At 64.9% G+C, this 21,848-nt stretch carries 24 protein-coding genes; 12 read left to right on the top strand and 12 right to left on the bottom strand.

Translation table 11 applies throughout. The features are described from left to right. Positions 1-281: 281 nt before the first annotated feature. Positions 282-1,262, top strand: a complete 981-nt coding sequence (locus FIU28_RS09840; RefSeq protein ID WP_143576125.1) for an alpha/beta hydrolase — start codon at positions 282-284, stop codon at positions 1,260-1,262. On the opposite strand, the gene FIU28_RS09835 is transcribed toward FIU28_RS09840, so the two are convergent. The 3 genes from FIU28_RS09835 to FIU28_RS09825 all read right to left on the bottom strand — a co-directional run bounded on the left by FIU28_RS09835 (position 1,219) and on the right by FIU28_RS09825 (position 3,993). Next, positions 1,219-2,181, bottom strand: a complete 963-nt coding sequence (locus FIU28_RS09835; protein ID WP_143572762.1) for an alpha/beta fold hydrolase — start codon at positions 2,179-2,181, stop codon at positions 1,219-1,221. The two genes, FIU28_RS09840 and FIU28_RS09835, sit on opposite strands and share 44 nt — an antisense overlap. 209 nt (positions 2,182-2,390) lie before the next feature. Continuing rightward, positions 2,391-2,642: a DUF6489 family protein gene (locus FIU28_RS09830; RefSeq protein WP_143572761.1), complete on the bottom strand. Its 252-nt coding sequence runs from the start codon at positions 2,640-2,642 to the stop codon at positions 2,391-2,393. Between the two features lie 97 nt (positions 2,643-2,739). After that, entirely contained in the window at positions 2,740-3,993 is a 1,254-nt protein-coding gene (locus FIU28_RS09825) for an FAD-dependent oxidoreductase (protein ID WP_143572760.1), read from the bottom strand. Positions 3,994-4,226: 233 nt separating this feature from the next. Between FIU28_RS09825 and FIU28_RS09820 the strand changes: the two genes are divergently transcribed. The 5 genes from FIU28_RS09820 to FIU28_RS09800 all read left to right on the top strand — a co-directional run bounded on the left by FIU28_RS09820 (position 4,227) and on the right by FIU28_RS09800 (position 10,049). Further along, complete coding sequence (locus FIU28_RS09820) at positions 4,227-5,828, top strand: ABC transporter substrate-binding protein (RefSeq protein ID WP_143572759.1); 1,602 nt, start codon at positions 4,227-4,229, stop codon at positions 5,826-5,828. Positions 5,829-5,970: 142 nt separating this feature from the next. Beyond that, positions 5,971-6,951 carry an ABC transporter permease gene (locus FIU28_RS09815; protein WP_143572758.1) on the top strand — a complete coding sequence of 327 codons (981 nt, stop codon included), beginning with the start codon at positions 5,971-5,973 and terminating at the stop codon, positions 6,949-6,951. 187 nt (positions 6,952-7,138) lie between these two features. Then, positions 7,139-8,086 carry an ABC transporter permease gene (locus tag FIU28_RS09810; RefSeq protein WP_143572757.1) on the top strand — a complete coding sequence of 316 codons (948 nt, stop codon included), beginning with the start codon at positions 7,139-7,141 and terminating at the stop codon, positions 8,084-8,086. After that, positions 8,083-9,072, top strand: coding sequence for an ABC transporter ATP-binding protein (locus FIU28_RS09805; RefSeq protein WP_143572756.1), 990 nt, complete (start codon positions 8,083-8,085; stop codon positions 9,070-9,072). Before FIU28_RS09810 ends, FIU28_RS09805 begins: the two co-directional genes overlap by 4 nt. After that, a complete protein-coding gene (locus FIU28_RS09800; protein ID WP_143572755.1) occupies positions 9,069-10,049 on the top strand; it encodes an ABC transporter ATP-binding protein in 981 nt (326 codons plus the stop codon). Before FIU28_RS09805 ends, FIU28_RS09800 begins: the two co-directional genes overlap by 4 nt. Before the next feature lie 170 nt (positions 10,050-10,219). On the opposite strand, the gene recA is transcribed toward FIU28_RS09800, so the two are convergent. Then, positions 10,220-11,317: a recombinase RecA gene (recA, locus tag FIU28_RS09795; RefSeq protein WP_143572754.1), complete on the bottom strand. Its 1,098-nt coding sequence runs from the start codon at positions 11,315-11,317 to the stop codon at positions 10,220-10,222. 12 nt (positions 11,318-11,329) lie between these two features. Between recA and FIU28_RS09790 the strand changes: the two genes are divergently transcribed. After that, complete coding sequence (locus FIU28_RS09790) at positions 11,330-11,821, top strand: DUF6894 family protein (RefSeq protein WP_143572753.1); 492 nt, start codon at positions 11,330-11,332, stop codon at positions 11,819-11,821. A 193-nt stretch (positions 11,822-12,014) separates the two neighbouring features. Beyond that, a complete protein-coding gene (locus FIU28_RS09785) occupies positions 12,015-12,329 on the top strand; it encodes a hypothetical protein (RefSeq protein WP_143572752.1) in 315 nt (104 codons plus the stop codon). Between the two features lie 33 nt (positions 12,330-12,362). Here the strand turns inward: FIU28_RS09785 and FIU28_RS09780 are convergent, their stop codons facing one another. The 3 genes from FIU28_RS09780 to FIU28_RS09770 form a co-directional block, all read right to left on the bottom strand. Next, positions 12,363-12,653, bottom strand: coding sequence for a hypothetical protein (locus FIU28_RS09780; protein WP_368039341.1), 291 nt, complete (start codon positions 12,651-12,653; stop codon positions 12,363-12,365). A gap of 136 nt (positions 12,654-12,789) precedes the next feature. Further along, positions 12,790-14,352, bottom strand: coding sequence for a caspase family protein (locus FIU28_RS09775; protein WP_143572751.1), 1,563 nt, complete (start codon positions 14,350-14,352; stop codon positions 12,790-12,792). 157 nt (positions 14,353-14,509) lie between these two features. After that, positions 14,510-14,764 (bottom strand): hypothetical protein, encoded by a 255-nt coding sequence (locus tag FIU28_RS09770; RefSeq protein WP_441351282.1) that lies wholly within the window; start codon positions 14,762-14,764, stop codon positions 14,510-14,512. 217 nt (positions 14,765-14,981) lie between these two features. Here FIU28_RS09770 and FIU28_RS09765 point away from each other — a divergent pair, with 217 nt between their 5' ends. Further along, positions 14,982-16,130, top strand: a complete 1,149-nt coding sequence (locus tag FIU28_RS09765; RefSeq protein WP_246660991.1) for a GNAT family N-acetyltransferase — start codon at positions 14,982-14,984, stop codon at positions 16,128-16,130. Positions 16,131-16,245: 115 nt separating this feature from the next. On the opposite strand, the gene FIU28_RS09760 is transcribed toward FIU28_RS09765, so the two are convergent. Next, positions 16,246-16,911 (bottom strand): DsbA family oxidoreductase, encoded by a 666-nt coding sequence (locus FIU28_RS09760; RefSeq protein WP_143572749.1) that lies wholly within the window; start codon positions 16,909-16,911, stop codon positions 16,246-16,248. A gap of 223 nt (positions 16,912-17,134) precedes the next feature. Here FIU28_RS09760 and FIU28_RS09755 point away from each other — a divergent pair, with 223 nt between their 5' ends. Together FIU28_RS09755 and FIU28_RS09750 are read left to right on the top strand one after the other, a co-directional pair. Then, positions 17,135-18,136 (top strand): Bug family tripartite tricarboxylate transporter substrate binding protein, encoded by a 1,002-nt coding sequence (locus tag FIU28_RS09755; protein ID WP_143572748.1) that lies wholly within the window; start codon positions 17,135-17,137, stop codon positions 18,134-18,136. A gap of 198 nt (positions 18,137-18,334) precedes the next feature. After that, positions 18,335-18,805: a DoxX family protein gene (locus tag FIU28_RS09750; RefSeq protein ID WP_143572747.1), complete on the top strand. Its 471-nt coding sequence runs from the start codon at positions 18,335-18,337 to the stop codon at positions 18,803-18,805. 73 nt (positions 18,806-18,878) lie between these two features. On the opposite strand, the gene FIU28_RS09745 is transcribed toward FIU28_RS09750, so the two are convergent. From FIU28_RS09745 to FIU28_RS09735, 4 genes are all read right to left on the bottom strand, one after another. Continuing rightward, entirely contained in the window at positions 18,879-19,520 is a 642-nt protein-coding gene (locus FIU28_RS09745) for an SET domain-containing protein (RefSeq protein WP_143572746.1), read from the bottom strand. A gap of 119 nt (positions 19,521-19,639) precedes the next feature. Beyond that, a complete protein-coding gene (locus tag FIU28_RS26930) occupies positions 19,640-19,990 on the bottom strand; it encodes a DUF6321 domain-containing protein (protein WP_246660990.1) in 351 nt (116 codons plus the stop codon). Positions 19,991-20,009: 19 nt separating this feature from the next. Further along, positions 20,010-20,330: a hypothetical protein gene (locus FIU28_RS26925; protein WP_246660932.1), complete on the bottom strand. Its 321-nt coding sequence runs from the start codon at positions 20,328-20,330 to the stop codon at positions 20,010-20,012. A gap of 75 nt (positions 20,331-20,405) precedes the next feature. Continuing rightward, on the bottom strand, positions 20,406-21,164 hold the full coding sequence (locus FIU28_RS09735; protein WP_143572744.1) for a TetR/AcrR family transcriptional regulator: 759 nt from the start codon (positions 21,162-21,164) through the stop codon (positions 20,406-20,408). 109 nt (positions 21,165-21,273) lie between these two features. Here FIU28_RS09735 and FIU28_RS09730 point away from each other — a divergent pair, with 109 nt between their 5' ends. Then, a complete protein-coding gene (locus FIU28_RS09730) occupies positions 21,274-21,837 on the top strand; it encodes a hypothetical protein (protein ID WP_143572743.1) in 564 nt (187 codons plus the stop codon). Positions 21,838-21,848: the final 11 nt, after the last annotated feature.

Genomic DNA, 21,848 nt, shown 5'->3' with positions numbered 1-21,848 from the left:
TTAAGACGGCGCGCGATCGAAGTAACTCGGCGAGAAGCCGCGCTTCGATTGTGAGGACAGAGGCTATGGGTCCCCGCGCCGCGCGCGCCGAAGGCGCGCTAGGCGGGGACGACCGGAGAGGACGGGGCGTCACCTCTTCGGTTCCAATGTCATAAAGCGCTGTCATAAACGCTGTCACAATTCGAAGTTAACAACACTCCGTTCACCGCTGCGGCGATAAGCGCGGGCGATGACGCGCTTGTCACTTTCGTTTTTCAGAAATCTCATGTCATATGTTTGACATGGCCCGCCCCTCCGCACATTCCCTCGCATCCACCGTCGCCTACCAGCCGCCCCGGCTGGTATCAGCCAATGGTATCGAGCTGTGCTACGACAGCTTCGGCGATAGCAGGGCCGAGCCGATGGTGATGATCATGGGGCTCGGCGCCCAGATGATCCACTGGGACGACGAGTTCTGCCGCGACATCGCAGCAAACGGCTTTCGCGTGATCCGCTTCGACAACCGCGACATCGGCCTGTCCAGCAAGATGGCGGGCGGCAAGCCGCTGACGATTTTCGAACTGGCAAAGCTGCGCTATTTCGGCCGGCCGGTCGCCGCGCCCTACAAGCTCTCGGACATGGCGGCCGACGTCGTCGGCCTGCTCGACGCGCTCGGCATCGAGGCCGCGCATGTCGTCGGCGCCTCGATGGGCGGCATGATCGCGCAGGAACTGGCGATCGAACATCCGCAGCGGGTGCGCTCGCTGGTCTCGATCATGTCGACCACCGGCCATCCGCGGCTGCCGCAGCCCGGCCGCGCCGTCGCTGTGCAATTGCTGCAGAAGCAGCCGACGAGCTATGAAGAATTCGTCGCGCGCTTCAAGCAGACCTGGCTGTTCCTGCGCGTCGGCAGCTTCCCGGAAGACGAGGCGCGCGATCTCGACCGCGCGCACCGCACCTATGCCCGCGGCCTCGAGCCCGACGGCGTCAGCCGGCAGTTGCGCGCCATCCTCGCCTCCGGCAGCCGCAAGGAACGGCTGGCGTCGGTGACCGCGCCGACTTTGGTGATCCACGGCAAGGTAGATCCCCTGGTCCACCCGGCCGGCGGTCGCGACACCGCCGCCTCGATCCCCGGCGCGAAGCTGCTGATGATCGACGGCATGGGCCACGCGCTGCCGATCTCGATGTGGAGAGAGGTGATCGACGCCATCGTCGACCACGCATACGGCGTGACGGGGTTCAGCCAAATCGCCGACGGCGCCAGGCGATCAGCAGCGCGCTGACCTCGTCGGGCTTTTCCTGCTGGGTCCAGTGGCCGCTGTCGCGGACCAGATGCTTCTCCAGATCCGGTACCAGCCTCTCCATGCCGTCGGCCATCGACGGCGGCAGCACGGCGTCGTGCTCGGCCATGATCATCAGAGCCGGCACACGCACGGTGTGGTCGAGATCGGCGGAATGCTCCCAGTTGCGCGTGATGTTGCGATACCAGTTGATGCCGCCGGTGAAGCCCGTTGCGGTATAGGTCTCGACGAACACCTGCTTCTCTTCGTCCGTGAGGATCGGCAGCCTTCGGTCCTTGGCCGCGTCATAGGCCTCGACCAGTTGCGGGAACGCCAGATTGGGCCTGGCCGCCGCGACGCCGGGCGCCAGCGGCATCGGCTTGCGCATGAACACCTCGAAGGTGGTTGCGACATTCTCCGCGAAGATCCGGTCCGGCTCCTGCGAGTCCTGGAACTGGACGACGTACATCGTGTCGCCAAATCGCTTGCGATAGATCGCGATTGGATCGACCGGTGCCCTTGCTAGATGCGGCGTGTTGATGCCGACCACGCCGGCGACGCGATCAGGGTAGCGCAACGGCATCTGCCAGACCACGAAGCCGCCCCAGTCATGGCCGACAAAGATCGCGCGGTCGATCTGCAGATGATCGAGCAGCCCGACGAGGTCGGCGATGAGATGTGCGATGTCGTAATCCTCGACATGCTCGGGCCGGTCGGTCGCGCCGAAGCCGCGCTGGTCCGGCGCGATGACACGAATGCCGGCCGCGGCCAGCGCCTTGATCTGGTGCCGCCAGGAGAACGCCAGCTCCGGCCAGCCGTGGCACAGCAACATCGGCGGCGTGTCACTGATCGGGCCGGAATCGTAATAGCCCATCCGGATGCCGTTGACCTCGGCGAAATGCAGCGGCGGCATGTCGATCATCGCGGGCTCCTCTTCACCCTCCCCTGGAGGGGGAGGGTCGAGTGCGCCGTCAGGCGCGCTCGGGGTGGGGTGACGGCGGTGCGATGGGGTGAAGAGCTTACGTCATCCTCTAACGCTGTCACCCCACCCCGGTGCACAGCATGCTTCGCATGCGATGCACCGACCCTCCCCCTCCAGGGGAGGGTGAACGGCTCCGCCGTAAGCGCGAGCTACTTCTTCTCCGCGGGCCGCGTCCCCAGGGTCGCCATGTTGAGGAACAGCTCCTGGAACTTCTCACCCATCTTGGGATCGAAGGTGAACCAGCTCTGCATCAGCGATTCCGGGGAGAACTTGTCGACGTTGGCCATCATCTTCCCCTGCAACTGCTCCATCATCGCGGTCTGCATCGGCTGCACGTCGGGAAGGCCCAGGAACGCCCGCGCCTCTTCAGGCGTGCAGTCCATGACAACGGTTACTTTCATCGAACGCTCCTCAATCGACGCACACGCGCGGCGGCGCAGTATCGCCACGGTCGCAGCTCCGATGCAAGCCGAGCGGGTCGCGTGCGGTTGCGAAGGATCAGCCGAAGCGTTCGACGGCGAACGAACTGGGATCGGTGAACGGCGTGACGCCCGTCACCATGTCGGCCAGCAGACGCCCGCTGACCGGGCCCAGCGTCAGGCCGTGGTGCTGGTGGCCGAAATCGAACCACAGACCCTTGTGACGAGGCGCCCGCCCAATCACCGGCAGCATGTCCGGCAGGCACGGCCGCGATCCCATCCACGGCTTCGGCTCGATCTGTTCGCCGAGCGGAAACATTTTTCGCGCAATGGGGAGCGTGCGTTCGACCTGCACAGGCGTCGGCGGCGCGTCGCGGCGGGCGAATTCGGCGCCGGTGGTCAGCCGGATGCCGCGGTTCATCGGCGCCAGCAGGTAACCGTTGTCGGTGTCGAGCACCGGGTGATGCAGCACCGCATTGCCGGACGGCGAAAGATGGATGTGATAACCGCGCTTGGTCATCATCGGGATGGCATAGCCGAGCGGCCGGTAGACCTCGTCCGACCACGGACCCAGCGCCACCACCGCGTCGCGCGCGACCAGCGCGCCGCCGGGGCCCGCGACGCGCCAGCCGCCGTCGCCCTGCGTCAGGGTTCGCGCGTCGGCGGCGAGAAAACGGCCGCCCTTGCGGATGAACAGTTTGGCATAGGCCTTTGCCAGCGCGCCGGGATCGGGAATGAAGCCCGGCGTCGGCCAATGAATCGCGCCGGCAAAATCGCCGGACAGGTTGGGTTCCTTGTCGGCGATGGCAGCAGCGTTCAGTACGTGGCCCTCGATGCCGTAGTCGCGGTCGCGCGCCAGTTCGCCGAGGCTCTTCTCCATCGTCTTTTCGGAACGGAACAGCTTGATCCAGCCGGTGCGGCGCAGCAGTTCCGGCACGCCGGCTTCCTCGATCAGCGCCTGATGTTCCTGCAAACTGCGCTGGATCAGCGGCAGTGCAGCGAGCGCGCTGCGCAGCGATCCTTGCGGCGACGAATTGAGGAAATAGCGGACCATCCACGGCAGGAAGCCCGGCAGCGCGTCGAGGTGATAATGCACGTCGGGCGACCGGTTCATCGCGTATTTCAGGATCTGGCCGGCATCGCGCGGAAACATATAGGGGAATACCGAGGCGCATTCGATCAGCCCGGCATTGCCATAGCTGGTCTCTTCGCCGGCCCGCTCATTGCGATCGACCAGCACGACGTTGCGGCCGCGCGCCTGCAGATGCAGCGCCGCCGACACGCCCACCATGCCGGCGCCGAGCACCAGCACATCCGCCTTCAATTCCGTCATCCCTGCCCCGAACTGGTTGCTTCACGAACGTCCTAGCGCGACGTCGTGGCAGCACCGTGAAGCCACGTTGCATATCGCCCATGCGCTCCGTCGGCGAAGCAAGGATTGCGCCACGCTGCCCTGATTTGCGGCGGTGCACGCCGGTAAATGACGCTTGCGCGACGTACGAACTCTGCTGACAATGCAACCGAAGTGCGGCACACCACGCAAGCCGCCGCAGGAGAGCGTTTTCGATGTCCATTCGTCAGACGTGCGTCAAACTTGGTCTCGCCGCCTTCGCCCTGATTGTCGCAGCCGGCGCACCGGCGTCGGCGCAGACCTTGCGCTACGCCAACCAGGGCGACCTCAAATCGCTCGATCCCTATACGCTGCGCGAGACCACCACCATCGCGCATCACGGCCAGGTCTATGAAGGCCTGGTCAAGCGCGGCAAGAACCTCGAGATCATTCCCGGCCTCGCCGAGAGCTGGGAAACGCCGGAGCCGACGCGCTGGCGTTTCCACCTGCGCAAGAACGTGACCTTCGCCAATGGCGATCCTTTCACCGCCGACGACGTGATCTTCTCCGCCGACCGCGTCCGCGCCAAGGGATCGGATTTCCAGACCGTGGTGCCGGTCGACGCCAAGGCGGTCAAGATCGACGACCATACCGTCGATTTCGTGCTGACCTCGCCCAATCCCATTCTGACCTCGCAATGGGACGTGTGGTACATCATGGACAAGAAGTGGGCGGAGGCGAACAACGCCGTGATGCCCACGCCGGCAGCCGCGACCTCGCCGAGCTTCGCTGCGCTGAACGCCAACGGCACCGGGCCGTTCGTCATCGAAAGCCACCAGCCCGGCGTCAAGACCGTGTTCAAGGTCAACCCGAACTGGTGGGGCAAGCCGGAGCATAATCTGAAGGAAATCGTGTTCACGCCGATCTCCTCGGACGCAACCCGCGTCGCAGCGCTGCTGTCCGGCGAGGTCGACCTGATCGAGCCGGTGCCGGTGCAGGACATCGCCCGCGTCAACGGCTCAGCCAATGCCAGCGTTCTCGCCGGGCCGGAGCTGCGCACCATTTTCCTCGGCATGGACCAGATCCGCGACGAACTGCTGGTCTCCAACGTCAAGGGCAAGAACCCCTTCAAGGACATCAAAGTCCGCGAAGCCTTCTACAAGGCGATCGACATCGAACTGATCAAGACCCGCGTGATGCGCGGCCTGTCGACGCCGTCAGCGCTGATGATCGCGCCGCCTTTGTTCAAGCTGTCCGGCGATTTCACGCGGCCGAAGTACGACGCCGAGGGCGCCAAGAAACTGCTCGCCGAGGCCGGCTATCCCGACGGCTTCGAGCTCGGCATGGATTGCCCGAACGACCGGTACGTCAACGACGCCGCGATCTGCCAGGCGGTGGTCGGCATGCTGTCCCGGATCGGCGTCAAGGTGACGCTGAACGCCCAGCCCAAGGCGCTGTTCTTCGGCAAGATCTTCAAGTCGGGCGGCTACCAGACCTCGTTCTATTTGCTCGGCTGGACGCCCGGCACGCAGGATTCCCACAACGTGATGTTCGACATCATGGGCTGCCGCGACAATCCGGCGAGTTCGCGCGGCGCCACCAATGTCGCCGGCTACTGCAACAAGGAGTTCGACAAGCTCACCGACCAGGTGCTGCAGGAAACCGACACCGCCAAGCGCGACCTCCTGATCAAGGCCGGCTTCGAAATCGCCAGCAAGGACTTTGCCTACATCCCGTTGCACCAGCAGGCGCTGGCCTGGGGCGTGTCGAAGAAAATCAAGCTGGTGCAGCGCCCGGACAACCAGGTGCTGCCCTACTGGGCCGTGAAAACGGAATAGGCGTCGCTCCGATAATAGCAGCCGTCATTGCGAGGAGCGAAGCGACGCGGCAATCCAGAAGGCCACAAGCGAAGGAAGACTGGATTGCTTCGTCGCAAGGGCTCCTCGCAATGACGAAGAAAAGCGAAAGCGAAAGGAACCCATGCTCGCTTTCATCCTGCGCCGCGCGCTGCAGTCGATCGGGGTGATGATCGCCGTCGGAATCATCTCGTTTTCGATGTTCCGCTTTGCCGGCGACCCCGTGAACCAGATGGTCGCGCTCGACACCTCGCCGGCGCAGCGTGCCGAAATCCGCGCCTCGCTCGGGCTCGACGATCCCGTCGTCGTGCAGTTCGCGCGCTATTTCGGCAACGCCCTGCAGTTCAAGTTCGGCGTCTCCTACCAGTTTCGCCAGCCGGTGTCGTCGCTGCTGCAGGAGCGCATGCCAGCGACGCTGGAGCTGGCGACCTGCGCCACCGTCCTGGCAATGACGTTCGGCATTCTGATGGGCATCTACTCGGCGCTGCGCCGCGATTCGTTTCTCGCCAAGCTGATGCAGGCGGTGTCGCTGATCGGCATCTCGCTGCCGACCTTCCTGATCGGCATCCTGCTGATCTACCTGTTCGCCGTCACGCTCGGCTGGCTGCCGTCGTTCGGCCGCGGCGACGTCGTGAAGTTCCGCTGGTGGTCGACCGGTCTGTTAACCTTATCCGGGCTGAAGGCGCTGATCCTGCCGTCGATCACGCTCGGCCTGTTCCAGATGACCTTGATCATGCGGCTGGTGCGCGCCGAGATGCTCGAAGTGCTGCGCACCGACTACATCCGCTTCGCGCGCGCGCGCGGCCTCACCACGCGCGCGATCCATTTCGGCCACGCACTGAAAAACACGCTGGTGCCGGTGATCACCGTGGCCGGCCTGCAGTTCGGCTCGGTGATCGCGTTTGCGATCATCACCGAGACGGTATTCCAGTGGCCGGGCATGGGGCTCCTCTTCGTGCAGGCGGTACAGAATGTCGATATCCCGATCATGGCGGCGTATCTCCTGGTGGTGTCGCTGATCTTCGTCACCATCAATCTGATCGTCGATATTCTCTACACTATCGTCGATCCTCGGCTGCGGGCGAGCGTGGGGAGGACGGCATGAGGCGGATTCGGTCAACGACAAACTCCGTGTCGTCCCTGCGAAAGCAGGGACCCATACCCTCCGTCCCCTCAATTAAAACTCCGCCGCATACGCCGTGTAGCCACACGCCGACAGCGGCTATGGGTCCCCGCGCCGCGCGCGCCAAAGGCGCGCTAGGCGGGGACGACACGGGGGTAACGAGCGTCACATGACTGATCTCCCGGCAACTGCCCCCGCCCCCTCACCTTCCATGTTCGCCCGCGCGATCGACAGCGACATCTGGCATTCGTTCAAACAATCGCGCCTGACGATGGCCGCCGCCGTGATCGCGGGACTGCTGATCATGATGGCGCTGTTTGCGCCTCTCTTGTCCTCGCAGGACCCGTTCGATCCGCGCCAGCTCGAGCTGATCAATTCGCGGATCTCGCCGCTGTGGACGGCGGACGGCCAGCGGCCGTTCCTGTTCGGCACCGACGAGCAGGGCCGCGATATTTTCTCCGCGATCCTCTACGGCATGCGGATTTCGCTCGCCGTCGGCATTCTCGGCGTGGTGTTCGCCGCAGTGCTGGGCATCTCGCTCGGGCTGATCGCGGGGTATGTCGGCGGCTGGGTCGACAGCCTGATCATGCGCATCGCCGACGTGCAGCTCACCTTTCCGGCGATCCTGATCGCGCTCCTGATCGACGGCGTCGCCAAGTCGGTGTTCAATAATCGGCTGGACTCGATGGGCACGCTTATGGTGCTGGTGGTCGCGATCGGGCTGAGCTTCTGGGTACAATATGCCCGCACCGTGCGCGGCTCGGTGATGGTCGAGAAGAACCGCGACTATGTCGCCGCGGCGCAACTGATCGGGCTGCCGGCGCGAATCATCATGCTGCGCCATGTGCTGCCCAACACGATGGGGCCGATCCTGGTGATCGCGACCATCAACCTCGCGCTCGCCATCATCACCGAGGCGACGCTGTCGTTCCTGGGATCCGGCATGCCCGATACCATGCCGTCGCTGGGCACGCTGATCCGGATCGGCAACAACTATCTGTTCTCCGGCGAATGGTGGGTGATCGCCTTCCCCGGCCTCGCATTGGCGTCGCTGATCCTGTCGATCAACCTGTTGGGCGACTGGCTGCGCGACGCGCTGAATCCGAAGCTGCGATGACCGAACCCGTGCTCTCCGTCCGTCATCTGCGCGTCGAATTCGCCAGCCGCCGCGGCGTGTTGCGCGCCATCGACGGCGTGTCGTTCGATATCGCACGGGGCGAAGTGCTGGGCGTGGTCGGCGAATCCGGCGCCGGCAAGTCGGTGACCGGGCTCGCCGCCATCGGGCTGATCGATCCGCCCGGTCGCATCGCCGGTGGCGAGATTTATCTCGCCGGCCTGCGCATCGATAACCTCGCCCCGGAGGAAATGCGAAAGATTCGCGGCAAGCGGATCGGAATGATCTTCCAGGATCCGCTGACCAGCCTCAACCCGCTGTACCGGATCGGCGACCAGCTGGTCGAGACCATCCGCACGCATCTCAACCTGAACGAGACCGCCGCGCGAAAGCGCGCGATCGAGCTGCTCGCCGAGGTCGGCATTCCCGCGCCGGACAAGCGCATCGACGCTTTTCCTCACGAATTTTCCGGCGGCATGCGGCAGCGCGTGGTGATCGCGCTGGCGATCGCCGCCGAGCCCGAGCTGATCATCGCCGACGAACCGACCACCGCGCTCGACGTCTCCGTGCAGGCGCAGATCATCGCGCTGCTGCGACGGCTCGGCCGCGACCACGGCACGGCGGTGATGCTGGTGACCCATGACATGGGCGTGATCGCCGAAACCTCGGACCGCGTCGCGGTGATGTATTCCGGACGCATCGCCGAGATCGGACCGGTGCGCGACGTCGTGCAGAATCCGCTGCATCCCTATGCCAAGGGCCTTATGGGCGCGATCCCCACCCTGTCGGGCGATGCCTCGAAACGCCTGGTGCAGATCGATGGCGCGATGCCGCGGCTTTCCGCAATTCCCGATGGCTGCGCCTTCCACCCGCGCTGCACATTCGCTTTCGGCCGCTGCCGCATCGAGCGGCCGGAGCCGATCGCGGTGGGCAGCCAGCGCGTCGCCTGCCATCTCTACGACACGGCGAATGCGGGGGCGGTATCATGAGCGCGCTGGTGCAGGTCCGCGACCTCAAGCGCGCCTTCGACGTCTCCAAGCCGTGGCTCAACCGCGTGATCGAGGGCGCGCCAATGGAATTCTTGCGCGCGGTCGACGGCGTCTCGTTCGAGATCGCGCGCGGCGAGACCTTTGCGCTGGTCGGCGAATCCGGCTCCGGCAAGACCACGGTGGCGCGGATGGTCGTCGGCCTGCTGCCGCCATCCTCCGGCGACGTGCTGATCGACGGCGTCTCGATGAGCGATCCCGGACAGGCGGGCGCACGGCGCGCGCTGCGCCGACGCATCCAGATGATTTTTCAGGATCCCTATGCCAGCCTCAATCCGCGGATGCGGGTCGACGCCATCATCGCCGAGCCGATCCGTGCGTTCGAGCTGTTACGCGGCGAGCGCGAGATCCGCGGCCGGGTCGGCGAGTTGCTGACGCTGGTCGGGCTGCATCCCGATGACGGGGCGAAGTTTCCGCACCAGTTCTCCGGCGGCCAGCGCCAGCGCGTCGCGATCGCGAGGGCACTCGCATCCGAGGCGGACTTCATCGTCTGCGACGAGCCGACCTCGGCGCTCGACGTCTCGGTGCAGGCGCAGATACTGAACCTGATGCGCGACCTGCAGGACCGGTTCGGCCTGACCTATCTGTTCATCAGCCACAACCTTGCGGTGGTCCGCCACATGGCGAGCCGGATCGGCGTGATGTATCTCGGCCGTATCGTCGAGATCGCGGAGGGCCGCGAATTGTTCAGCCATCCGCGCATGCCGTACACGAAAATGCTGCTCGGCACGGTGCCGGATCTGGCGATGTCCGGACGCCCCCGGATTGCGGTGACCGGCGAGATCCCCAATCCGATCGACCCGCCATCCGGCTGCGCGTTTCATCCGCGCTGCCCGGAAGTGTTCGCGCCGTGCCGCAATGTGGCGCCGGCGCTGATCGAAGGCGTGGCTTGCCATGCGGTGAACGGCGCCCCGAAGTAATGATGGCGCGGCTATCGATGCCAAAGCGCCAAGTCAAAGCTCCAAGTCGAAGCTCCAAGTCGAAGCTCCAAAACGTCAACGCCCGGCACAAGGCCGGGCATGACGAACTCACAAACTAGTCGATGTGCTGACTGCACGAACGGAGCCGCTCGAAAGACGCTCCGCCAATATTACTCGTCTTCAGTGGGCTCTTCGCCCTCGGCGTCGCGCTCCGGCGAACCGGCCAGAATCTGTTCGGCAATCAGGCCGGAGTTCTGGCGGATCGAGGCTTCGATCTTGGCGGTCATATCCGGATTAGCCTTCAGGAAGGCTTTCGAATTCTCGCGGCCCTGGCCGAGACGCTGGCTGTCGTAAGAGAACCAGGCGCCGGACTTTTCGATGATGCCGGCCTTGACGCCGAGATCGAGGATCTCGCCCATCTTGGAGACACCTTCGCCATACATGATGTCGAATTCGACCTGCTTGAAGGGCGGCGCCAGCTTGTTCTTGACGACCTTGACGCGGGTCTGGTTACCGACCACCTCGTCGCGCTCTTTGATCGCGCCGATGCGGCGGATGTCGAGGCGGACCGAGGCGTAGAATTTCAGCGCATTACCGCCGGTGGTGGTTTCGGGCGAGCCATACATCACGCCGATCTTCATGCGGATCTGGTTGATGAAGATCACCATCGTATTCGACTTGTTGATCGAGGCGGTCAGCTTGCGCAGCGCCTGGCTCATCAAGCGGGCCTGCAGGCCGGGCAGCGCATCGCCCATCTCGCCTTCGAGCTCGGCGCGCGGCACCAGAGCGGCGACCGAATCGATCACCAGCACGTCGACCGCGCCGGAACGCACCAGCGTGTCGCAGATTTCCAGCGCCTGCTCGCCGGTATCGGGCTGCGAGATCAGCAACTCGTCAATGTTGACGCCGAGCTTGCGGGCATAGACCGGATCGAGCGCGTGTTCGGCGTCGATGAAGGCGCAGATGCCGCCCTTCTTCTGGCCTTCGGCGACCGTGTGCAGCGCCAAAGTGGTCTTGCCCGAGGATTCCGGCCCATAGATCTCGACCACCCGGCCGCGCGGCAGGCCGCCGACGCCGAGCGCGATGTCCAGACCGAGTGAGCCCGACGAGATCGTCTCGATATCCATCGAGCGATCATTCTTGCCGAGCTTCATCACCGAACCCTTGCCGAACTGGCGCTCGATCTGCGACAGCGCGGCCGACAGGGCCTTGGTCTTGTCCATGGAGGATCCTTCAACGATACGCAGGGCAGTCGGGGTCGAGGCCATCTCTAGCTCCTTATGAACGGGATTCGCGCGGCGGACAAACAATGGGGTCAGGCGATCTGTTGGAATAAACGTACACCATTCGTTCCATGTTCGCAATATGTTCTTGCGAAGAACGGCCTGATTTGGATCTGTCGCAACCTGCCGCAGGCGACAGGCTTAATAAAAGCCATCCACCTGCCCCAATTCGACACATTTCTATCGACGGCTGAAATAAGTTCATCTAGCGGTATTGAAGTCCTTTCGGCAACCAAGAGTGCCAGAGGCGCTCCCTTGCACTTCGGGTTGCCCGTGCCCCTGTTTTATTTTCACCTCGTCGCCGCCCGAGCCACGGTCCTGGATGAGGACGGCATCCGCCTTGCCGACCGCGAGAAGGCGCTGGCCTATGCGCGGGACCTGATGGACGAACTGGCGCGTAGCGTAAAGACCACAGGCAGCGTCATCGTCGTCGAGAACGATGATGACGGCGAAATGTTCGAGGTGCCGCCGCTTGGCCCGTCCCATTGAGCCGGACCGCCAAAACTGTCCGGTGTTACGCGAGATGGCCGCGGCCGGGCTTAATCCGGTCGATGGCGCCCCGCCCGCCTCGGAGGCCGGGTAGCCGGCCGACGACCGCTCCACTTTCGCTCATGGTTGTGCCGGGCGGCATTTGTTGACGGCCTGTCCGCTTCTGTCACTCCCGCCAATTGTGAGAGCCTCGATGCATCCCGCCGCCAGATTGCAGTCCGACCGCCTGATCGCGGAATATCAGCGCTGGATGGCGGTGGCGGAAGACGAACGCTCGCCGGCGCCGGGCTGGTGGTGGGGACCGGCGATGGCGTGGTGGGAAATGCCGGCCGAGTTGCCCGGCGATCTCGCCAAGCGGCTCGGGCTGCCGGAGGGCGCCGCCCATGCGCAAGCCGCGCAACTGTTTCTCGATGCGCTGGCCGGCCAGAGCGCGCTGTCGTGGCCGGAGCAATTCCCGCGCCGCTATCGCCCGGCCTATCCGAACGACGCACCGGCCGAAGCCGGCTAGACTTCCGCGCCACGCGGCACGTTGAAAAACAGATCAGTTGGTGGCGGTGCCGGTCTTGCTGCGCTTGGCAGGTGGCGCGGTCTTCGGCGCGTCGTTGCGGACGGTGCCCCACGGGTCGGCATCGACCTTGGCGTTCGGAATCTTGCGCAGCGACTCGCGATAGGCCTTGTCGGCGATGGCGTCCTGTTCGCGCTCTTCCGGCGACTTGCTCTTCAGTTCCGGGATCAGATTGATGTTCGGCGCCTGCGCGAAGACAGGCACCGCGAACGGACCGGACAAGACGGCGAGCATCACCGCGGCGCGAAAGATGGTCATGGGGGTCATGCGAAGGCTCCAGCAGGTTTTGCCAGCTTATACCATTGCGCCCCCGCGCGCGCCAACCGCGCCACGGGGCTGGCAATGCCCGGACACAACTCGATCAGGGAGCGCCGGGGGGCGCGTCGCGCCGCTTCGGCCCTGATCAATAGCGCCCGCGGCCGCCGCTATTGCCGCTATAGCCGCCGCCGCCGCGGTTGAATCCGCCGCGGTACCCGTAACCGCCGATCGAAATGCCCGGCGACGGCACATAGACCGGCGTGCGCCGGACCACCACCACCTCGTCGATCTCGCGCAGCCGCGGCGGGCTGCGATCGGCGCGCCGGTCGGGTTCGGCCTGCTTCTTTTTCTTCGGCTCAGGCTTCGGCAGAGCGGGCTTGCCCAGATTCGCCTTGATCGGCGCCACGCCCGGCGCGCCGCACGGGCAAGCCGGCGCCGCCAGCGCCACCGGGATCGGCTGCAAGCCGGTTGCTGCGACCGGTGTGGTGCGATTGCGGGTGCGATCCTCGAGCTTCTTCGCCGTCGGCGTCAGGTCGCTGTCGGGATATTTCGCGAGAAACGCCGCGTAGGATGACGCGGTGTTGGTAATCACCGCATTATTCCAGGCTACCATCTTGTAGTGCCGGTCCAGCCACTCGCGCGCCTGCGGGCCGAGCGGCGGCTGCGCATACAGCGCGACGAAGGCCTCATAGGCCTCGACCGACCCGTCGGCGACGATCAGCTCGTTGGCCTGCTCCACCTTCTTGCCCTGCAATTGGCGGCGCCATTCGTCGGCCGTGCGCTTCGCCGGCTTCGGCGCCGCCGCCATAGATTCGGAAGCTTTGGCTTCGGAAGCTTTCGCATCAGAAGCTTTGGCTTCGGTAATTTTCGGCTCCGCCGTTCTGCTGTCGGACGCCGTGCTGCTATCAGACGGCTTCGCATCCGCGACTGCTGCGGTCGCAACGCTGGAGCCGAAGAAACGAAAATCGCTGACCAGCGACGAACTTTCCCACGGCGTCTGCCGGCCTTCGGTGGCGAGGTTGACCGAGAGCCGCACCCGCTTGAAGGCGTCCTCGATCGCCAGGTTCGGCTCACGACCGGCTTTCAGCAGCGCGGCGGTATAGGGGCTGTTGCCGCCGCTGCCGTCCTCGGCTTCCGCGCCCGGCGAGGTCGAGAACGACAGCAGCGTGCCGGCAGTGCCGAGCTTGACGTCGACATGGGCGAGGCCGCGGCCGGTAGTCTTGTTGATGCCGGGGAACGGGTTGTTGCGGCAGGCATCGAGCAGGATGATGCGGGTCCTGGATGGCACCGATGTGAGGGTGTTGAGGATGTCGTTCAGCCGCACTGCCTGCAGCGGAATGTCGGCCTCGCGTTTCGGATCGACATCGACCGGCACCAGATAGTTCTCACCGTCGATCTGCAGCCCGTGGCCGGCGTAGAACACCAGCGACACCGTGTCCGGCCCCTTCTCGGCGACGGATGCGGCAAACGCGCCGATCCGCGCGCGCAATTCGTTCTGGCCGAGGTCGGAGGCCGATTGCACCTCGAAGCCGGCGTCGCCCAGCATCTGCGCCATCGCGCGGGCATCATTGACCGGATTGGGCAGCGGCGTCACCGCGCGGTAGGCGGATTGCCCGATCACCAGCGCGATCCGGTTTTCAGCCCCTGCCGGCGCGTTGATCAGGAGGGCCGCGGCAAGAAGCGCGGGGCGAAGCACAGAACGAACCATCGAGCGATCCTTCCAGGGCCATTGGCGGCCGGTGCAGTCACAGTCGCCGCAGCATCAGACCAGCATGTCCGGTCGCCAGCCATGCGACGGCCTGCCGCTGCCTGTATCGGTCGCGCCCGGCCCGCACCGGGTTCATACCGGCACGCAGTCTGCGTCGTTATTTTTTCTTCGCGACCGGCGCGGCCGGGGCCGGCGCCACTACGCCCCACGGATCGTATTTTTCCTTGGGCTCGGGAATCCGTTCGATCGCCGCCTTGTAGGCCTTTTCATCGACCTTCGGTTTGTCGTCGCCTTTCGGCGCCTCGCCACCGCCGCCGCCGCGCTTGCCCCCCATCTGCGCCGAGGCCGGCATCGCCAGGATAGTAGCGGCAACCGCGGCCACCGCCACCAGTCTGATCGTCACATGCTTCATCGCGTCGTCCTCCCACGCTGTTGATAGCGCGCCGTCCCGCCTTCTTTCCAGCCCCATGTGTTCGCCTTGCGACAAGCCGGCCGGCTGGCACGGTAAGCCCCGATTACCTATTTTGATCGAATTTCCCGCGATCGCCACCGAATGTCGGCCGATATCGGTTACCTTGCAAGGAGACACGGCGGGGACGGACGTGGTGCAGGACACGGAAACAGGTTCAATCGAGCAAGATACGAACGAAGCCGTTGGCCGGCGCCGCACGGCGCTGCCGGCGCTGACGGCGGTCGCGCCGGAGGCGTGGCGCGCGCTGGCGGCCCGCGCCATCGAGCCGAACGGCTATTATCTGCCGGACTGGGAGCTGGCGGTGAATGCCAGTGCCACCGGCCGCACCGGCGCCGCGGCGCTGGCGGCGTGGTCGGCTGCGGCGGCGCCTCGCCTGCTTGGCCTGCTGCCGGTAGTGTCGTTCTGGCGCGCCTTGCGGCTGCCGCTGCCCGCCCTGGTCAGCGCCTCGCCCTATGGCACCCTGACCACGCCGCTGCTCGACCGCACCGAGACCCGCGCGGCCGCGGGCGCCCTGCTCGACCGAGCCCGCAACAGTGGCGCGCGCGCGCTGCTGCTGCGCGACGTCCCGCTGCACGGCGCGGCGATGGCTGCGCTGACCGCGGTGCTCGACGCGCAGGGCCTCGCGGCCCGCGTGCTGCAATCGGGCCAGCGCGCCTGCCTCGACGCGACGCAGGACGCCGACGACGTGCTGCGCGACGGGCTCGGCGCCAAGAAGCTGAAGGAATTGCGCCGCCAGCGCGCAAGGCTGGCCGACCAGGGCGAGGTCCGCTTCACGGTCGCGCGCGAACCGGCCGACATCGCCGTGGCGCTGGAGACCATTCTCGCGCTGGAGGCCGGCGGCTGGAAGGGCAAGCGCGGCACGGCGCTGGCGCAGGATGCCGGCGACAACGCCTTCATCCGCCGCGCCGTCCCGGCGCTGGCCGCCACCGGCCAGTGCGAGATCATCGCGCTGCACGCAGGCAACGTGCCGGTCGCGGCCGCGATCGTGCTGCGGCATCTCGACCGCGCGTTCTATTTCAAGATCGGCATCGACGAGCGTTTTGCGAAATTCTCGCCAGGCGTGCAGCTCACCCTCGACCTGACCCGCCATCTCTGCGCCGACCCCGCCATCGCCAGCGCCGATTCCACCGCAGCCCCCGGCCATCCGATGATCGACCCGATCTGGCGCGGCCGGCTGATGATCGGCGACGTGCTGATCCCGCTGCGCAAAGATGATCAAATGGCGGCGATGATGTTCACGGCGCTGAAGCTGCGGCAGTCGGCAACGGTCGGGTTGCGAAGTGTAGTACGCAAACTGCGCGGTTGATCCGTAGGGTGGGCAAAGGCGCGTTTGCGCCGTGCCCACCATTCCCCGCCGTGGCAGGCACACCCCGCCGCGCTTCGCGCGGCCGGGATTTTGCCCACCCTACTCCATCTCCGGATTACTCCGCAGCCTCGGCATTCACCTCAGCCGAGACCTGGCGGATGGCGCGCGCCAGTTGCTCCGCCGGCTGCGCGCCGGACACCGCATATTTGCCGGCGAACACATAGGTCGGCACGCCGGAAATGCCCTTGTCGGCGGCTTCCTTGGCATCGGCCGAAATGCGCGCGACGTCCTCATCGGTGGCGAGCCGGCGGCGGATGTCGTCGGCATCGAGGCCGACATCGGCCGCGGCCTGCACCAGCGTTTCGGTCCGGGTGAGATCGCCGCCATCGCGGAAATACAATTCCATCAGCCGCTGCTTGACCGCGGCGGACTTGCCGGACGGCTCCGCCCACAGGATCAGGCGATGGCAATCGACTGTGTTGGGCTGGCGCTTCACCTTCGCCGGTTGGTAGCTCAACCCCTCCTCGGAGGCCGCGGCGACGACGCGCTCCGCTATCCCCTTATAGGCGTCCACTGATCCAAACTTGGTCTCGAGATAGCTGTCGCGATCGATGCCCTCGGGCGGTATCCACGGATTGAGAAAGAACGGCCGCCAATGCACCTCGACCGGAATCTCCGCGGCCAGCGCCAGCGCATCCTCGATGCGCTTCTTGCCGATATAGCACCACGGGCACACCACGTCGGAGACGATGTCGATCTGCAGCGGCTTGATGGCACTCATGGCGGGCTCCTGTTCAAGCCCCACAGATAGGCCGCGAGCAAAGCACAGGCAAGGTCGCGCGGGAGGATCGCCATTCCGCAAAGCGGAACGTGCAATGCGGTGTATCCGCGCAGTGGCGGCGACGGCGGTATCAAATCCCGTCGCCGCTGGTAGGCTCCGCGCGCGAGATCAACTCGCAGGCGCAGGGTTAATCCTGCGACCTCCAACACGGCAGGAAGCGACAATGAGACACCTGGCATCGGTCACCGGACTGCGCGCGGCCATCGCGGCGGCGGTGATCACGTTCACCACCTCGATCGGCGGGACGGCCGTGGCGCAGTCCGCGGCGACCTATCCCGAGCGGCGCGTCACCTTCGTGGTGCCCTATGCCGCCGGCGGCGCCACCGACGTCGTCGCGCGGCTGCTGGCGAGCCGGCTGCAGGAGGCCTGGAAACAGACCATCGTGGTGGAGAACAAATCGGGCGCCGGCGGCGTGATCGGAAACGACTTCGTCGCCAAGGCGCCGGCCGATGGCTACACCGTGCTGGTCGCCATCACCCAGATCATCCAGGCGCCGAGCCTGATGTCGAGCCTGCCCTATGACGTGTTCAAGGATCTGGCGCCGGTCAGCCAGGTCGCGTTGTCGCCGATCGTGCTGACGATCCCGGACGCGCAGCCGATGAAATCCTTGAAGGACCTGATCGACCTCGCCAAGGCCAGCCCCGGCAAATATGCCTATGGCTCGTTCGGCAATGCGACCACCTCGCATCTTTATGGCGAATTGCTGAAGCAGACCGCCGCCATCGATATGAACCACGTGCCGTATCGCGGTTCGGCGCCGCTGCTGAACGATCTGCTCGGCAACCAGATCACCGCGGCCTTCGTCGATCTCACCACCGCCGGCCCGCAGCTCGCCGCCGGCAAGGTGCGGGCGCTCGCCGTGGGCGGCGAGACGCGCAAGAAAGTGCTGCCCGACGTGCCGACGCTGGCCGAACTCGGCTATCCCGGCTTCGAGGCGGAGGGCTGGATCGGCCTGTTCGTGCCGAAGGCGACGCCGAAGGATATCGTCACCAGATTGTCGGCTGAACTGGCCCGCATCATCGCGTCACCGGAAGGCATGGCCGGCTTGCAGGCGGTCAATCTGATCCCGGTCGGCGGCACCGCGGACAGCTTCGAGGCGACGTTGAAGCGCGATTTCGATCGTTGGGCGACGGTCGCCAGAACCGCCGGCGTCCGCGGCGAATGAACCCGGACGCTTGCGTATAGGCAGGCGCTCCGCGCCCGCCGCCCTGGTATCAAACTCGTCCGACACGCGCATCCCCGCGTTCACACGGTTTCGTGAAGGCGGGGGCTGATCGACCTTGTGGTGCATCAAAGCCGCTGTCCGACGCCGCCGTAGATGTGACGTACCGGGTACAGCTGAGCATCAACGGGGGACCAAACCATGTTCATCACCACCGACGACTTTCGCATCAAGGCGGAAAACTTCGACCTGACGAATGGCACCAACATCCTGCGGATCGCCTGCGGCGCGTTCCTGATCCCGCACGTCATGGGCAAGTTCGCTGCGGGCGGGCTCAGCGCCGGTGTCGTCGGCTTCTTCGCCAAGGCCGGATTTCATCCGCCGGAGGCCTGGGTGGCGCTCGCAGCCGCAGCGGAAATCGTGGCGGCCATCACGATGATCCTGGGCATCTGCACCCGCTTCGCCGCCCTTGGCAGCTTCGCACTGCTGCTGGTGACGGTCTATGCCCTGCACATGGTCAAGGGCTTCGGCTGGACCTGGAACACTGGCGGCTATGAATATCCGGTGTTCTGGGCGATCGCTTCGGGTGTGGTGGCACTGGAGGCGTGGAAGGTGACGTTGAAGCGGTCGTCGGCGACGCGGGCCCCGGTCGGCATGAAGCTCGCCGCCTGAGCTTCGTAAACTTGTCCCGGCTCTGCGGAGCGGCATCAACATGCCGCAACGCATCCGGGACAGTTTAGTGCGATCAGGCCTTGGACTTGCTGGCCTTCGCAGCCCCTGGCCTTGCCTTGGCGGTCTTCGCCGAAGCCTTCTTCGTTACAGTCTTCGTCTTTCCGGCGGCTTTGTTCTTCACAGCCTTGCTCTTCACAACCTTGGCCTTGCGCGCGAGCTTGGCTTTTTCCGCGAGCTTGTCCGCCTTGCGCAGCGCCTTGGCTTTCAACGCGGCCTTCTCGGCACGGGCCTCGGCCTTCTTCTTCGCACGCTTCTTCTCGCAGGCATCGCACTTGCAGCCGATCGGCTTTAGATAGGCCTTGAAGTACTCGGTACCGTAATCATAGTTGATCTCGTCGCCCGCCTCGATCTTCTTGATCGAGCGGATGATGACGCGCTTCTTGCGCGGATTGACGTCGGATTCGGCGTTCGGCTTGCAGGAATGATTGATGTAGCGCGCGACGTTCTTGCGCACCGAGCCGTCGATGGTCCAGCGGTCGTTCAACTGGAATAGATATTTGTTCTCGACCGCATCGTCCTTCTTCTTCTTCGAATCCAGCAATGGCCCGAAGTAGCGGATGATCTTGGCGCCCTTCTTGATCGGCTGCGTGGCGAACAGGCCGAGACCGGTTTTCGAGCGGCCGACGCGAAAAGGCTTGCTGGACAGATCTGGCATGTTGGGACACTGACGCTGAGGGACAAACGATATGGAAAGAGCTTTGTAGGGCGATTCCGGGGCGCCTGTCAGCCGCCCGTCTGCCTCTGGCGCAATCCTTCCCCAGCTTGCTGCGACGCTCAGGCCGACGCCTTGGCCTTGCGATAGCGTTTCAGCAGCTTCTCGCCCTTGCGGGCGATCTTGCGGGCCGCCTTCTCGGTCTTCGGCACCTTCTCGCCCCAGGCATGCGCCGAAAGCGCAAGCCGCGTCGGCTCTCCATTGGCATCGATCAAGGGCGGCAGCTTGGCGCGGCCGTAGAAGCGCACGGCCCACGATCCCTTGCGGCGCATCTCGGTCAGCGTCATCTCCGAGGCTTTCTTCGTCACGCCGGGCTTGAGATGCGAGCCGTCCTTCTTGGCGAAGGCCTTGCGGCCCGCCGCCGTCAAGCCGCCTTTCGGGTCTTTCCCGGCGGCGTCTTTTTTCTTCGCCATTTTGGCCTTGGCAATCTTTTTAGTGGTCGCTTTCTGGGCTGTTTTCCTGGCTACTTTCTTGGCTATTTTCTTGGCTGTTTTCTTGGCTGTTTTCTTGGCTGCTTTCTTGGCTGTTTTCTTGGCCGCCTTTTTGGCCGTCTTCTTCACGGTCTTCTTCACGGTCTTCTTCACGGTCTTCTTGGCCGACTTCTTTGATGCCTTCGCCATTTTCATATTGTCCACGAGATTGGGATAGGGCCTGCCGGCGCGCTTGGCGCTGGCCTTGGCAGCGGCTTTCTTCGCAGGGGAAAGATGCTTCGACGCCTTGCCGGCGCGCTTGCGCGGGTTCGAACGTTTCCACGGGGCTTTCTTGGCGGTTGCTTTCTTGGCCATGTCCGACAACGCCGAACTGCCGCGCGGGTTTCACACCTCAAGCTCAGGCCGGCTTGGCAACGGTGATCTTGAGCATCTCCACAAACAGCCTCTCAGCGTCGGTACCTTCCGGCAGCCGCCGCAGGATATCGTTGAGTCGGCCGTCCAGCATCAGCATGGTGAAGCCGTGCACCAGCGACCAGTTGCGCGCGATCTGGGCCGCTTGGTCCATTGTCAGGGCATCGGTGGCGACGTTGCCGGCGTGCTGGGCGCCGGACACCGTGGCCAGTGCGGTGAACGAGGCGTTGGCCGCCTCGCGCAGCGCCGGCCGCGTCATGTCGAGCCAGTCGGTGCGAAACATCAGCCGGTACATCCCCGGCCGCGTCCGGGCATAAGAGAGATAGGCCCGCGCCCGGGCCAGCGCGCTGTCCACCGGCGTGGCGCCGGTGGCCCCGGCCGCGGCCATGGTCGCGTTGAAATTGCGAAAGCCGATCGCGGCGAGTTCGCTGACCAAGCCGGACAGGTCGCCGAAATGATGCATCGGCGCGGCGTGCGAGACGCCGGCCTCCCGTGCCACGGCGCGCAGCGTCAGGCCGGGCAATCCATCGCGCTCCAACAGTTTCTCCGCCGCCATGAGCAGCGCGCCGCGCAAATCCCCGTGATGATAGGGCGACGCTGCGGCCTTCGCTTTGGCCTTTTCGAGCGCTGCGCGGACCAGTGCCTTGGGGTCAACGCCCTGTTTAAACGAAACTTTTTTCGCTCTTGGCGGGGCTGTGGATCTTGCGGTGCGGGTTTTGCGGGGTGGAACAGGCTTGTTGGTCATGCCGCATCATAGGCAGCCATGTTGACACTGTAAAGATTTGACTTGACGGCGAACCATGCCAAATCTAGAGCTATCTTTACAACGTAAAGATAGCCACAAGGAGGCGTCCATGGCCATGTTTCTGATCCTCGCCCCGTTTGGCGCCTTCAGCTTGCTGATGCTGGTGGCATCTACCACGATCAGCCTGTTCGTAGCCGCGGGCGTATCGCTCGGCATCGTCGGCTATGACATCATCCGCGGCGGCTCGATCAAGATCTTCGCGGTATGCTCGATGCTGGTGTTCGCGGCGATCGGCGGCTACGTCACCCTGCACAATGAACTCAGCCCGACTGCGGTACGCCTTGCAGTGGACGTCGGCGTGCTGGCGATCACGCTGCTATCTCTGGCGATCCGGCTGCCGTTCACGCTGCAATATGCCCGCGAAGCCGTCGATCCCGAGGTCACCCTGCTGCCCGGCTTCCTGCGCGCCAACTACATCATCACCTGGGCCTGGACCGCCGCCTGCGTGCTGATGCTGGTCGCCAACCTCTTGATGATCTACCTTCCGAGCCTGCCGATCTGGCTCGGCCTCGCCATCGCCTTTGCCGCACGAAACAGCGCGGTATATTTTACCCGCTGGTATCCGCACTATTGTCGCACCAGGCACGGCATCAAGGCGCCGCAGAAAAACTGATCCTCGCACGG

This window comes from Tardiphaga sp. vice154 (assembly GCF_007018645.1).
Classification (GTDB): Bacteria; Pseudomonadota; Alphaproteobacteria; order Rhizobiales; family Xanthobacteraceae; genus Tardiphaga.
Note: the sequence above shows the minus strand (reverse complement) of the source record. Positions and strands in the feature narration are given on the sequence as shown.

Coding starts and splice junctions, on each gene's coding strand:
- FIU28_RS09840 (WP_143576125.1), top strand. CDS start 282: ATGGCCCGCCCCTCCGCACATTCCCTCGCATCCACCGTCGCCTACCAG.
- FIU28_RS09835 (WP_143572762.1), bottom strand. CDS start 2,181: ATGATCGACATGCCGCCGCTGCATTTCGCCGAGGTCAACGGCATCCGG.
- FIU28_RS09830 (WP_143572761.1), bottom strand. CDS start 2,642: ATGAAAGTAACCGTTGTCATGGACTGCACGCCTGAAGAGGCGCGGGCG.
- FIU28_RS09825 (WP_143572760.1), bottom strand. CDS start 3,993: ATGACGGAATTGAAGGCGGATGTGCTGGTGCTCGGCGCCGGCATGGTG.
- FIU28_RS09820 (WP_143572759.1), top strand. CDS start 4,227: ATGTCCATTCGTCAGACGTGCGTCAAACTTGGTCTCGCCGCCTTCGCC.
- FIU28_RS09815 (WP_143572758.1), top strand. CDS start 5,971: ATGCTCGCTTTCATCCTGCGCCGCGCGCTGCAGTCGATCGGGGTGATG.
- FIU28_RS09810 (WP_143572757.1), top strand. CDS start 7,139: ATGACTGATCTCCCGGCAACTGCCCCCGCCCCCTCACCTTCCATGTTC.
- FIU28_RS09805 (WP_143572756.1), top strand. CDS start 8,083: ATGACCGAACCCGTGCTCTCCGTCCGTCATCTGCGCGTCGAATTCGCC.
- FIU28_RS09800 (WP_143572755.1), top strand. CDS start 9,069: ATGAGCGCGCTGGTGCAGGTCCGCGACCTCAAGCGCGCCTTCGACGTC.
- recA (WP_143572754.1), bottom strand. CDS start 11,317: ATGGCCTCGACCCCGACTGCCCTGCGTATCGTTGAAGGATCCTCCATG.
- FIU28_RS09790 (WP_143572753.1), top strand. CDS start 11,330: ATGAACGGGATTCGCGCGGCGGACAAACAATGGGGTCAGGCGATCTGT.
- FIU28_RS09785 (WP_143572752.1), top strand. CDS start 12,015: ATGCATCCCGCCGCCAGATTGCAGTCCGACCGCCTGATCGCGGAATAT.
- FIU28_RS09780 (WP_368039341.1), bottom strand. CDS start 12,653: ATGACCCCCATGACCATCTTTCGCGCCGCGGTGATGCTCGCCGTCTTG.
- FIU28_RS09775 (WP_143572751.1), bottom strand. CDS start 14,352: ATGGTTCGTTCTGTGCTTCGCCCCGCGCTTCTTGCCGCGGCCCTCCTG.
- FIU28_RS09770 (WP_441351282.1), bottom strand. CDS start 14,764: ATGAAGCATGTGACGATCAGACTGGTGGCGGTGGCCGCGGTTGCCGCT.
- FIU28_RS09760 (WP_143572749.1), bottom strand. CDS start 16,911: ATGAGTGCCATCAAGCCGCTGCAGATCGACATCGTCTCCGACGTGGTG.
- FIU28_RS09755 (WP_143572748.1), top strand. CDS start 17,135: ATGAGACACCTGGCATCGGTCACCGGACTGCGCGCGGCCATCGCGGCG.
- FIU28_RS09750 (WP_143572747.1), top strand. CDS start 18,335: ATGTTCATCACCACCGACGACTTTCGCATCAAGGCGGAAAACTTCGAC.
- FIU28_RS09745 (WP_143572746.1), bottom strand. CDS start 19,520: ATGCCAGATCTGTCCAGCAAGCCTTTTCGCGTCGGCCGCTCGAAAACC.
- FIU28_RS26930 (WP_246660990.1), bottom strand. CDS start 19,990: ATGGCGAAGAAAAAAGACGCCGCCGGGAAAGACCCGAAAGGCGGCTTG.
- FIU28_RS09735 (WP_143572744.1), bottom strand. CDS start 21,164: ATGACCAACAAGCCTGTTCCACCCCGCAAAACCCGCACCGCAAGATCC.
- FIU28_RS09730 (WP_143572743.1), top strand. CDS start 21,274: ATGGCCATGTTTCTGATCCTCGCCCCGTTTGGCGCCTTCAGCTTGCTG.